We start from the raw sequence: 11410 nt of genomic DNA, 5'->3' as shown, positions 1-11410 counted from the left end.
GGCCCTGGACTCAAGGCCAGACGGACGTAGTGCTCATACCATCCGCGGGAAGACAGGCCAAGGGCCAGGACTTCCAGGCGCGATTGCCAAATTCAGGCACCTCCGCAATCCTCGCAATCCACAACGAAACAGGACCGTCTGCGCGACGGGAGGCATCATGCGAGCAACGTGGATGGGCGTGGCGCTGGCCGCGGTCTTCATGGGGACGGGCTGTGGCGGGATGGACCCGGGACTGGACGACCCTGCCGGCACGGACGAGGCGCACGGAGCCGAAGTCCAGGCACTGACCACCTGTGAAGACTGTCATACCACCTACACTGCTTGCATTCGCCAGGCCCTTGGTGACCCCGAGGAGACGCAGGTCTGCATCGACCAGCGGCACGAGTGCGCGCTGCAATACTGCCCGTGACGGCACGAGCGTGCCGCTAACGCGCGGGGTGGGTGGAGCGCCTCTCCCTCCGCCCACCGTCTATCCGAGACGGCGCGGGACGGACTCTGTTGACCGCTCGCCATCCGCGCCCCCAGTGACACCGAGGGGCGACGGGCACGTCGGGACAGGCGGCTACATTGCGCCCCGCCCAGCACCACGCCCGTTCCGGCGTGCGCAGGCGAAAGGGAGCAACCATGGCCTTGCAGAATGATTACCAGGACGTGCTCGACGTGGCGAAGAACGTGGGCGCCAAGGTCGAGTCGCGCGAGGAAAACGGCAAGCTCATCATCAAGGGGACGGTGGACTACGCCTGGGACCGCGACCGGATGTGGGACCAGATCAAAGCCAGACATCCGAACTGGCAGAACGAGGTCATGGTCATGCTCACCGTCACGCACGAGACGCCGTACGGCCTGTACACCGTCAAGTCGGGCGACACGCTGAGCAAGCTGGCCAAGGACATCTACGGGGACATGAAGCTGTACCCGAAGATTTTCGAGGCCAACAAGGACCAGCTCAAGGACCCGGACAAAATCAAGGTCGGGCAGGTGCTGAAGCTGCCGCCCAAGTCCATCGCCAACGCGTGACCTCGAGCGAGGCCAGGGGGCACCGAGACGTGCCCCCTGGCCCTCAAGTCAGGTGTCGCACCAGCCGGGCGGGAACGCCCGCCACGAAGCTGTTCGGCGCCACATCCTCGGTCACCACCGCTCCGGCGCCCACCACCGAGTTTTCGCCCACCGTCACGCCCGGCAATATCGTGACGGCCGCCGCAATCCAGACATTTCGCTTGAGCACGATGGGCTTCGCGACCGCTGAAGCCCGCCGCCTGGCGGGCTCCAGGGGATGACTCGACGTGATGATGTTCACCTTCGGGCCAATCATGACGTCGTCAGCGATGTCGATACCGCCGATGTCCATCAGCGTGCAGCACTGGTTGATGAACACATTTCGCCCGACGCGGATGTTGACTCCATGGTCGGTATAGAACGGCGGGATGAGCGAAAACGTGCTGTCGACATTTCGGCCGGTCAGCTCACTGAAGAGCGCCCTGATCTCCTCGGCATCATCGAAGGTGCGCTTGTTCAATTCCACGGTCAGGCGCATCGCTCGCCGGATGTTGCTGAACATGACCTCTGATTCAGGGGTGCCGATCAGCACCTCCCGGGGAAGGAACGGCTTCTCGCCATGCATGGAACGGTTCTCCTGAAATTACGGCAGCCATTGAAGACGTGCGTGCCGTTGAATAGGACCCTAGCCAGTGCATCGCTGAGACATCAAACAACTTGATATCCCCTGAGACACAACCGCGGGTTGTACCGTTCCCTGGCACCGCCCAATCCCGTGCGGTACCCTCCCCTGACGACACTGGAGCAACGGAGGCGGGGCAGCGTGGATTTCGATGGGGTGAGGACCTTCATTGCCGTCGCCGACACGGGACAGTTCCAAGAGGCGGCATCAAGGCTGTCACTGACTCAGCAAGCCGTCTCCAAGCGCATCGCCGCACTTGAGGCCAGCCTCGGGGCGCGGTTGTTCGTCCGGACGCCGCGCGGCGTTCAGCTCACCATCGACGGCCAGGTGTTCCTGCCTCACGCTCGAAGGCTCCTCGAAACGGCGGAGCGGGCAGCCGATTCCGTGCGCCCTGGCCGCCGTCGGCTCCGTGTCGACGTGGTCAAGCCGAACCTCGGGAGCGCACGCATCCTTCGGGACTTCCACAGCGCCCATCCTGAAATCGAAATCGATATCGTCACGCATCTCTTCGACGCGAAGACCGCGTTGGCCGCTGTGCGGGCAGGGACGATCGACGCGACGTTTCGCGCCATTACCCGACCTGCGCAACAATTGACCGACGGCGTCGTGGCGACCCGAGTTCTCGACGACGCCGTGGAGCTCCTCACGAGCCATACGCACAGGCTCGCCACGGCGACTTCGCTGACGCCGGCCGAGCTCGCGAAGCACAAGGTCTGGATGCCCTTCATCGTCCCAGGAACAGAGTGGGCCGCATATTACGACGAGCTCGCCGCGAGATTCGGGCTCACCATCGACACGCTCGGCCCCGACTTCGGCATCGATGCGCTCCTGGAGGTGATTGCCGGCTCCTCGAGCCTGGCCACACTCGTAGGTGAACACATCCGGCTGGTGTGGCCGGCCGAGTACAACCTCCGCCGCATTCCCATCCGAAACCCGATGCTCGTGTACCCACATTCCCTGGTCTGGCGTAGCGACAACGCGCACCCCGCGCTCACGAAGCTCCGCGCCTACCTCGACGCCCGGAAGGACCGCTATCGGCATCCCAAGGCGTGGTCCCCCCCATGGACGAACCGCTGAAGGCAGACGCGTCGATGTGAGGCAGGCCCGAGCTCCTTACAAGCGCTCAGCGGACCTGCGCCGGCGTCGTCACAGACTCGGGCTTCGGCAGGTCCGCGTCCTTCAGCACCTTGCCCCGCAACTGCCGCTCCGTCGCGTCCGTGTAGCCCCGGTCCACCAGCCCGCTCAAGTCGAACGGCACGCCCCGGGTGCGCTCCAGCTTCTCCGCGCGCGCCTCGAGTGTCTTGGCGGCCACCTTCTCCTCATACCCCACGCCCACCAGGATGCGGTTCGAGCTCTGCGGCACGATGAACTCATACAACTGAGTGAAGGCCACCTGCCACGTGTGCACCATGGCATCGTAGTGACGGTTGGGCGGAAAGGCCCACACGTTGCCCACCACCGCGCCCTGGGGGCTCAGCTTCGCTCGCACCGCCGCCAGGAACTCCTGCGTGGCCAGATGCTCCGGGATGCTGTCCGGGCCATAGGCATCCAGGAAGATGAGGTCATACGCGGGCCGGTCGGCTTCGATGAAGCGCCGGCCGTCTCCGACGTGCGCGCGCAGGAGCGTGTCCTCCCGGAAGCCGAAGTAGCGCCTGGCCACCGTCACCACATCCGGATCGATGTCCACCACGTCGATGTGCGCCCGCGGCACCACCTTGCGCAGGAACATGGGCATGGCCCCGCCCCCCAGGCCCACGATGAGGATGCGCTTGGGCGCGGGCACGTAGGCCAGCCCCACCATGGAGACCTGCGTGTAGGGCAGCACCAGGTCCAGCGGCTTGCCCGGCCGGACCACGCTCTGCAGCGCGCCCGAGGCATCGAAGCCCAGGTACCGGCGCCCCTCCTCGTCCTCCGTCACCGAGATGAGGGTGTAGGGCGATGCCTTCTCGTACAGGACCTTGCGGGACGCGGAGGCCGTACATGCCAGGAACATCAGCCCCACCAGCAGCAGCCGCTGGGTCACACCGCGCATGTCCATCCCTTCCTGGTACAGAGTACCAAAAAGACAGCATTTCTCTCAGGAAAAACAACAGGTTGACGCATACGGCGCCGAGGTTCACCTTGCCGCGCATGAGCCACGTCGAGGCGTCGCTGCCGGACCATGCCCGCGCCATCATCGCCGAGGAAGAGGCCTTGCTGGCCCGTGTTCAGTCCACGCTGGAAGCCGCGCGGCGCAAGTCCGCACGCGGACAGGACACCCAGGGACTTGTCGCCCAGTTGCAGGTGCTGCGGGACGACGCCTCCACCGCGGCCGTGGCCGACCTGCCGCACATCTTCGCGCAGATGAACCAGATGCGCTCCCTCATGGAACGTCAGGAGGGAGTGAAGCTTCCCGACCCACAGGCCCCCTACTTCGCGCACCTGCGCCTCAATGGCGAAGGCGGCCCGCGCGACTACCTGCTGGGCCGCACCACGTTCGCGGACGTGGGCGCTGGCGTGCGCGTCATCGACTGGCGCTTCGCCCCCGTGGCCCGTGTCTTCTATTGCTACGAGGAAGGCGACGACTACGAGGAGTACTTCGGTGAGCGGCTCGCCGAGGGCAGCGTGGAGACGCGCCGGCTGGTCATCATCGAGCGCGGCGTGTTGACGCGCATCATCTCCGGCGCGCTGGTGCTGGAGCGCCTGGCGGACGGCTCATGGCGCAACGTGAGCCGCGACTTCGCCACGCTCCAGTCGGGCGGCGCGGGGACGGCGGCGCGGCCGGAGTTCCTGGGCACCGGCAAGGGCGCGCGGCGCATCGAGGATGCCTTTGGCGTCACCGCCATGCTGGACGCCGAGCAGTACGAGGCCGTCAGCACCGGCCCGGACCGGCCGCTGCTGGTGCTGGGCAGCGCGGGCAGTGGGAAGACGACCGTGGCGCTGCACCGGCTGGCGAAGCTGGCCTTCGACGACCCGAGGACGTTCCCCCAGGCCCGCATGAAGCTCATCGTCCCGGAAGAAGGGCTGGCGCGGCTGTCCCGCCGGCTGCTGGCGCCGCTGGGCCTGGGCAACGTGGCCGTGCAGACGCGGGATGCCTGGCTGCTCGCCACCGCGCGCTCCGCCTTCAACGTGCCCGGCATCAAGCTGTGGAATGACACGCCGCCGCTGGTGTCCCGCCTCAAGCGCCACCCCACCCTGCGGCGCGCGTTGGCCGCCCGGGTGGGCGTGCCAAAGACAGACGCGGGCACCGCGCTGGAGCGGCTGCGCACGCGGATGGCGGACGCGTACATGGACCGGCGCTTCCTGGAGAGCGTGGTCACCGCCGCCAAGGGCGAAATTCCTCGCACCGCCATCGACGAGACGCTGGAGCACACGCGCCTCCAGCTCGCCACGCCGCTGTCCAAGGTGCTCAAGGACATCACCGACGCGGAGCGGCTCATCACCGTGGACGGGCGCTCCATCGAGGACGACACGCCGGACGCCATGGCCGGCACGGTGGACCTGGACGACCTGCCCGTCCTGATGTTCCTCAAGGCCCAGCACACCTCGCTGGGCCTGGAGCGGCTGGCGCACGTGGTGTTGGACGAGGCCGAGGACTTCTCCCTCTTCGAGCTCTTCGCCGTCCGCCAACTGCTGGGCAAGGGCAAGAGCTGCACGCTCGCGGGCGACGAGATGCAGCAGACGGACGCGGGCTTCGCGGGCTGGCCCGCCGTCCTCAACGAGCTCAACATCCGCGACGCCGCCACCTGCCGGCTCCAGGTCTCCTACCGGTGCCCCCGGCCCGTGGTGGAGCTGGCGCGGCAGGTGCTGGGCGCGCAGGCCCCGGAGGCCGCCGCCACCGGCCGCGCGGGCGCTCCGGTGGGCTTCCACCACTTCCCCGACGAGGCCCAGGCGCAGCTCTTCATCGGCGAGGCGCTCCGGGACCTCGTCACCCGCGAGCCCCACGCCTCCGTGGGCGTCATCGCCAGCAGCCCCGAGTCCGCGCAGGCCATCTACCGCGTCGTCGCCGACCAGCCCTGGGCGCGGCTGGTGAGCGACGGCGAGTTCACCTTCGAGCCCGGCGTGGACGTCACCGACGTGGGCAGCGTGAAGGGCCTGGAGTTCGACTACGTCATCCTCCCGGACGCGACGGCGCGGGCCTACCCGGTGGACGACGAGTCACGCCGCCGCCTGCACGTGGCGGTGACACGGACCTCCCATCAGCTATGGGTGGTGTCCTCCGGCGTCCGCTCGCACCTGGTCACGCCGGGTGGCGCGGCAGCTCCACGGTGAAGGTGGAGCCCTGGCCGGGCACGCTCTCCACGAAGATGCGACCCTCCATGGCGTCCACAATCTGCTTCACGATCCACAGGCCCAGCCCCAGTCCGCCGTAGTGCCGCTCGCTGGCCAGCCGCTCGAAGCGCTGGAAGAGACGCGCGCGCCCCTCCGGCGGAATGCCCACGCCCTGGTCCTTCACCGACAGACAGGCGCGCGACGCATCCGCCCCCACCCGCACTTCAATGGGGCGGCCCCGGCCGTACTTGATGGCGTTGGAGAGCAGGTTCTGCAGCACCTGCTCCAGCCGCAGCCGGTCCCAATGGCCGGTGGCGGCGCCCCCCGCATCCAGGTGCAGCGCACAGCCCGCACGCGCCAGGTCCTCGGTGAAGCGGGGCACCACCTCGCGGGTGAGCGCGGCCAGGTCCAGGTCCTCGCGCTCCAGCCGCAGCCGCCCCGCGGTGATGCGGGACACGTCCAGCAGCTCACGCACCAGGCTCGACAGGCGGGAGACCTGCCGCTGCACCGCCACCACCTTCGTGGAGAGCGCCTCCGGTGACGCGGGGCCATTGCTGGCGCGCGGCTCCATGTCGCGCCGCAACGCCTGGATGTTGAGCATGAGCGAGGTCAGCGGCGTGTTGAGCTCGTGAGACGCCACGGACAGGAACGAGTCCCGGGCGCGCACGGCCTCCTGCGCCTCCGTGTAGAGCCGGCCGTTGTCCAGCGAGGTGGCGGCGCGGCGGGCCAGGTCTTCCGCCAGCCGCACGTCCGCCTCCGTGTACCTGCGCCGAGACTCCGAATTGAGCAACGTGAGCGCCCCCAGCACCCGGCCCCGGCTGATGAGCGGGACGATGATGTACGCGCTGATGCCCAGCGCCTCCACGGCCCGCCGGTACGCCGAGCTGCCCCCCTGCGCGGCGGCGAGCATGGCGGGAAAGTCCGGGGTGAACTCGGTGACGCCGGTACGCAGCACCTTGCCGATACCCGCCGCATCCTCCAGGCGGATGGGATAGCGCGCCTGGAAGTCCTGCGCGGGCGCCACCATCTCCTGCCTGGAGAAGGCGGCGGCGGCGCGGCGCACCTGCCCATCCGGCATGGGGAGGTCCACCGAGCACGCGTCTCCCAGAATGGGAACGGCGAGGTGAGCCATGCGCTGCAGGATGAGATCGTGCTCCAGGGACGACGCCAGCACCTCGCTGGCCTGGGCCAGGAAGGCCGCGTGCCGCTGCGCCCGGCGCATCTCGTCGTAGAGGGCCCGAAGCGTCGCCTCCTGCTTCTTCTCCGCGCTGATGTCTCGCGAGAACAGGACGACCCGCTCATGGACGCGAAACAGCCGTTTCACGAACCAGCGGTCCTGGGGCTCGATGTGGCATTCGAACTCGGCGGATTCGCCCGTCCGGGCCACCTGGAGGAAGCGCTCCTGGAAGGAACGTTCCGCCCACTCCGGGTGCAGCTCCCAGAGCATCCGGCCGAGCAACTCCTGACGCGGCCGGCCCAGGTGCCGCTCCAGGGAGGGATTCACATGGACACAGACTGCGTCCAGCGAGCAGACCACGACCGCTTCCGGCATCTGGTCCAGCAGGGCAATATCCAGCCCGCTGGCGTCCGCCCCGCCGTGGCTGGCGCCACCAGGGTCCTGTCCGGTCGAGAGTGAGTCCACGCGGTCGGTGTGAGAACGGGCCAAGGCGATGTACCTGCCGCTTAACATTTCCGCCGCGCCCACCCCACTGCCACGCGCCGGAAATCTGCAAGGCAGCCGACATTCTCACCGCTCGGGGGAAACGCCCTTCCCCACCCCGCGGCGTGCCGGGCGCGCCCGCGGAGGCACTGTCCGGAGGTGGACAGTCACCTCGCCCGCCCGGGAGCGCGCTCAGGGTGACTGGAGGCCCTGGCGCCAGGCCTCGCGGCGGCGCTCCTGGGCTTCCCGCCGGTCCAGCGCGTCCTGCTCCTGCGCCGGCAGCTCCGCCAGCCGCGTGCGGTGCATGTTGATGCTCAGCTCGTAGAGCCCGCGGTCCCGCTCCGGCAGCACGTCACCGAACCGGGACAACACCTCGGTGGAGAAGGTGATGAAGTCCTCGGACACCTGACGGCGGTGGCCGTAGTACTCGCGAATCTGCTCCACCGTGGCCTCGGCGGACAGCACCTTGCCGTAGAGCTCGTTCCAGCGGCGGGACTCCGATTCGCGGCGCTCCAGTTCCGCCGGGTCCTGCGTGGGCGCGCCCATCTGCCAGTAGAGGTTGTCAGGCAGCTTCGCGCGAATCACCTGCAGGTCCACCGGGTGCACCTTGGGCGCGTTGTCGTCCGGCACTTCCTCGGGCGGCCGCGTCAGGTCCAACGGCGGCGGCGTGGCCCGCGGAGGAGGAGGCGGCGTTTGCGCCACGGCATGCGGCGCCATGGGCGTGGCGGCCTGCTTGACGACGGCGGGCGACTCCGGCGTCACCAGCTCCGTGTCCTGGCGAAGCGCGTACACCAGCGCCGCCACCACGAGGCCCGTCGCCACGACAAGGCCGGGCAGGCCCTTCCTCCATGCATTCACGGCCATGCTGCTCCGAATACCGCGCACGGCGTGGGCGCGGCAACCACCCACCGCGAGATAGCGCAATGCACTACATCCGATGCCGCAATGCGTCGCATCCTTGGCGCAATGCAGCACCCGCGTCCTGCTCGTCGGAAACGTGAAACAACCACAATCCTCCTGACTCGGATGCAACGCTATTGTATACACGGGTTTTCCAACTAAACCCGGAGGTCCCTGAATGAAGAACCTGATCCTGGCTGGACTCACGGCCGCCGCGCTCGTGCCCGCAGCGGCACGCGCGGAGGTGGTGATGTCCTCCATCGTCGACGTGCTGGTGGACGGTGGCAACAACTACAACTGGCAGAAGGTGGAGTTGCCGGGAACCAAGTGTGGCAATGGCTCCCAGTTCAAGTTCTGGGTGCACCGCACGGGTTCGCCCAACCTGATGTTCCTGTTCGAGGGTGGCGGCGCGTGCTGGGATTACGACACGTGTAGCGGCCGCGCGGGCCTGCTGGGCGCCGCCAATCCGAACGGCATCGCCGACGACTACATCACCCAGTTCACGGCCAAGTATGTGTCGCCGCTCGTCAACGGCGCGGACCCGGGCCTGCCGGGGCGCAGCAAGACGGACCTGGTGACGAAGGGTTGGAACATCGTCTACGTGCCGTACTGCACCGGTGACGTGCACGTGGGCAACAACGTGGCCACCTACGTCGATTCGACGGGGCAGAACCCGCCGCTGACGTGGCACCACAGCGGCTACACCAACACGCTGGCGGTGGCGAACTACGCGAAGACGCAGTTCCCCAACGTCCAGAAGATGCTGATGACGGGCTACAGCGCGGGTGGCACGGCGACGGCGGCCGGCTACTACTTCCTGCGCAAGGCCATCAACCCGGCGCGTGGCTACCTGCTCAACGACTCCGGCCCCATCTTCCTGGCGCCCAACGCGAACTTCCGCTCGCGCGCGCTGCACGACAAGATTCGCCAGTCGTGGGACCTGAACTCCGTCTTCTCCCTGCTGCCGGGCACGTTCAGCCAGAGCGACTTCGGCACCATCAACCGCATGGTGGCGCAGGAGTTCCCCAACGACCAGTTGGCCTACACGGGCTACTCGCGCGACTACAACTACTCGCGCTTCTCCTATGAGCGCTTCCACACGCCCAACGACAAGGAGTCCGTGCTGGGCCACTGGAAGCAGGACCAGGACGCGCTGGTCACCGAGCTGAACAAGTACAACAACTTCAGCTACTTCATCCCGCACGAGCGCGCCATCAACTCCAGCCACTGCAGCACCATCATCACCTTCATCGGCGCGCACGCCTGCCAGCAGATGGAGAAGAAGCGCCACTGGTACGAGTACATGGAGTTCCCGTGGAGCCAGACGTACAAGTGCTACAGCGAGTTCGTGGGCATGGACACGTTCCTGTCGCGGTGGATCAACGGCAACCAGCGCATCCGCATCTACGAGCCCGCCAACGGCTACAACGCCGAGGACCCGGGCATGCAGATTGTCGCGCCGCTCATCAACGGCGCGCTGGGCGGGTAGCCACCGTCTGACGCCGGGCCTGGCCCGGTGACGCCACACCTGGAGCGGGACGTCTGGGATTCCCGGCGTCCCGCTTCGCCGTTTCAGGAGCCGGGCGAATGGCGTCTCCCCTGCCGCTGGCCACGCGGCCCGTGGGGCGATAGACGAAGCCACGTCATGGACAACCTCACTCACGGACTGCTCGGGCTCGCCATTGGCGCCATGCGCAGGCCCGACGTGCGCCCCGGCGCCCCGGAGCGCGCCTCCCCCACGGACCGCGCGGTGCTGGTGGCGTCGGTGCTCGCCGCGGAGCTGCCGGACCTGGACACCCTGCTGGCGCGCGGCGACGCGGTGACGGTGGCGCTCCAGGCCCACCGGGGTCTGTCCCACGCGTTGGTCGCCGCGCCGCTGGTGGCGCTCACCGCCACGCTGGCCGCCCGCGCCTGCTTCCGCGGCGCGCGGCTGGCGCCCGTGTTCCTCACCAGCCTGGCCTCCGTCGTCTTCGCGCACCTCCTGCCCGACCTGTGGACAGGCTGGGGAACGCGGGTGCTGCTGCCCTTCTCCGACAGCCGCCTGAGCCTGGACTGGACGATGGTGGTGGACCCCTGGGTGACGCTGCCGCTGCTCGCCGGAGCCATCCTGGCCTGGCGCCGGCGCGCGGCCTGGCGGCGGACGCTGCTGTGGAGCGCGGCCTGCTCCGTGGCGTACGTGGGCTTCCGCGTGGCCACCTGGGCCGTGCTGACGCAGCGGGTGGACGCGGCCTACCCCGCCGCACAGGCCGTGCGTGTCTTTCCCCTGCCCTTCTCCGTGGGCACGTGGCGCTACGTGGCCACCCTGCCCGGTGACGTCTTCGCCGCGGGAGATGTCCCCTTGCTGGGTCCACCGTCGGAGGCCCGGCGCGCGGAAGCCACCGGAAGCAAGCTGCCGGAGCACGTGCAGGCCGTGCCCACGGTGCGCGAGGCGCTCGCCTGGGCCCGCTTCCCACTCGTCCACGTGGAGCCGCTGGCCGAAGGAGGCCGGAAGGTGCGCATCGCCGACCTGCGCTACCACCTGCGCGGCGAGCCAACGCTGGCCTTCGTCATCCACCTGGACGCGTCCAACGCGGTGACCCACGCGCAGTTGGAACGCGGTGGCAGCGCCAGCGAGCTGCTGCGCAGGTGGCGGGACACTGACACCGCGGCGCCCTGAAGAAACACGAAGGCCCCGGCGGAGGCACGCAGCTCCCACCGGGGCCCGGACTTCAAGCCCGAGCGCCGCTCAGGTGAGGCCCGGCAGCTCCCCCGTGTAGTCGGGGTTGCCGAACGTATTCACATTCACGCCGAAGGCCCGGGCAATGGACACCAGCAGCTTGTTGTGCGCCACGGCGCCACGCAGCGGCGTGCCGGGGCCCGTCCAGCCGCCCAGCGGGTTGGAGCCCACGTCGCGCACGCGCAGGAAGCGGCCCATGCGGAAG

The 11410-nt window shown here is 68.4% G+C and carries 10 protein-coding genes and 1 pseudogene; 6 read left to right on the top strand and 5 right to left on the bottom strand.

The window, feature by feature from the left end; all coding sequences use genetic code 11:
* Window positions 1–157: 157 nt before the first annotated feature.
* A complete protein-coding gene (locus tag F8M74_RS30205) occupies window positions 158–409 on the top strand; it encodes a hypothetical protein (protein WP_228559772.1) in 252 nt (83 codons plus the stop codon).
* A 215-nt stretch (window positions 410–624) separates the two neighbouring features.
* Window positions 625–1017: a LysM peptidoglycan-binding domain-containing protein gene (locus tag F8M74_RS30200; RefSeq protein WP_140865465.1), complete on the top strand. Its 393-nt coding sequence runs from the start codon at window positions 625–627 to the stop codon at window positions 1015–1017.
* A gap of 43 nt (window positions 1018–1060) precedes the next feature.
* On the opposite strand, the gene F8M74_RS30195 is transcribed toward F8M74_RS30200, so the two are convergent.
* On the bottom strand, window positions 1061–1621 hold the full coding sequence (locus tag F8M74_RS30195) for a sugar O-acetyltransferase (protein ID WP_141254769.1): 561 nt from the start codon (window positions 1619–1621) through the stop codon (window positions 1061–1063).
* A gap of 213 nt (window positions 1622–1834) precedes the next feature.
* On the opposite strand from F8M74_RS30195, the gene F8M74_RS30190 reads away from it, so the two are divergent.
* The gene (locus F8M74_RS30190; protein ID WP_228559770.1) at window positions 1835–2755 is read left to right on the top strand and encodes a LysR family transcriptional regulator; all 921 of its coding nucleotides are present in this window, start codon (window positions 1835–1837) and stop codon (window positions 2753–2755) included.
* 46 nt (window positions 2756–2801) lie between these two features.
* Here F8M74_RS30190 and F8M74_RS30185 read toward each other — a convergent pair whose 3' ends face one another.
* Window positions 2802–3716: a spermidine synthase gene (locus tag F8M74_RS30185; protein WP_141254771.1), complete on the bottom strand. Its 915-nt coding sequence runs from the start codon at window positions 3714–3716 to the stop codon at window positions 2802–2804.
* Window positions 3717–3808: 92 nt separating this feature from the next.
* On the opposite strand from F8M74_RS30185, the gene F8M74_RS30180 reads away from it, so the two are divergent.
* Window positions 3809–5929 carry an ATP-binding domain-containing protein gene (locus F8M74_RS30180; RefSeq protein ID WP_141254772.1) on the top strand — a complete coding sequence of 707 codons (2121 nt, stop codon included), beginning with the start codon at window positions 3809–3811 and terminating at the stop codon, window positions 5927–5929.
* On the opposite strand, the gene F8M74_RS30175 is transcribed toward F8M74_RS30180, so the two are convergent.
* Together F8M74_RS30175 and F8M74_RS30170 are read right to left on the bottom strand one after the other, a co-directional pair.
* On the bottom strand, window positions 5898–7619 hold the full coding sequence (locus F8M74_RS30175) for a PAS domain-containing sensor histidine kinase (protein WP_306341662.1): 1722 nt from the start codon (window positions 7617–7619) through the stop codon (window positions 5898–5900). The genes F8M74_RS30180 and F8M74_RS30175 overlap by 32 nt on opposite strands.
* A 162-nt stretch (window positions 7620–7781) precedes the next feature.
* Window positions 7782–8453, bottom strand: a complete 672-nt coding sequence (locus F8M74_RS30170; protein WP_141254774.1) for a hypothetical protein — start codon at window positions 8451–8453, stop codon at window positions 7782–7784.
* Between the two features lie 214 nt (window positions 8454–8667).
* Here F8M74_RS30170 and F8M74_RS30165 point away from each other — a divergent pair, with 214 nt between their 5' ends.
* A complete protein-coding gene (locus F8M74_RS30165; protein ID WP_141254775.1) occupies window positions 8668–9978 on the top strand; it encodes a pectin acetylesterase-family hydrolase in 1311 nt (436 codons plus the stop codon).
* A gap of 156 nt (window positions 9979–10134) precedes the next feature.
* Window positions 10135–11145, top strand: coding sequence for a metal-dependent hydrolase (locus F8M74_RS30160; RefSeq protein ID WP_141254776.1), 1011 nt, complete (start codon window positions 10135–10137; stop codon window positions 11143–11145).
* A 69-nt stretch (window positions 11146–11214) separates the two neighbouring features.
* Here the strand turns inward: F8M74_RS30160 and F8M74_RS30155 are convergent.
* Window positions 11215–11410: pseudogene (locus tag F8M74_RS30155) on the bottom strand (transcriptional initiation protein Tat); the annotation flags it as partial.

This window comes from Myxococcus sp. CA023, assembly GCF_010998615.1.
In the GTDB taxonomy this organism is placed as follows: Bacteria; Myxococcota; Myxococcia; order Myxococcales; family Myxococcaceae; genus Myxococcus.
Note: the sequence above shows the minus strand (reverse complement) of the source record. Positions and strands in the feature narration are given on the sequence as shown.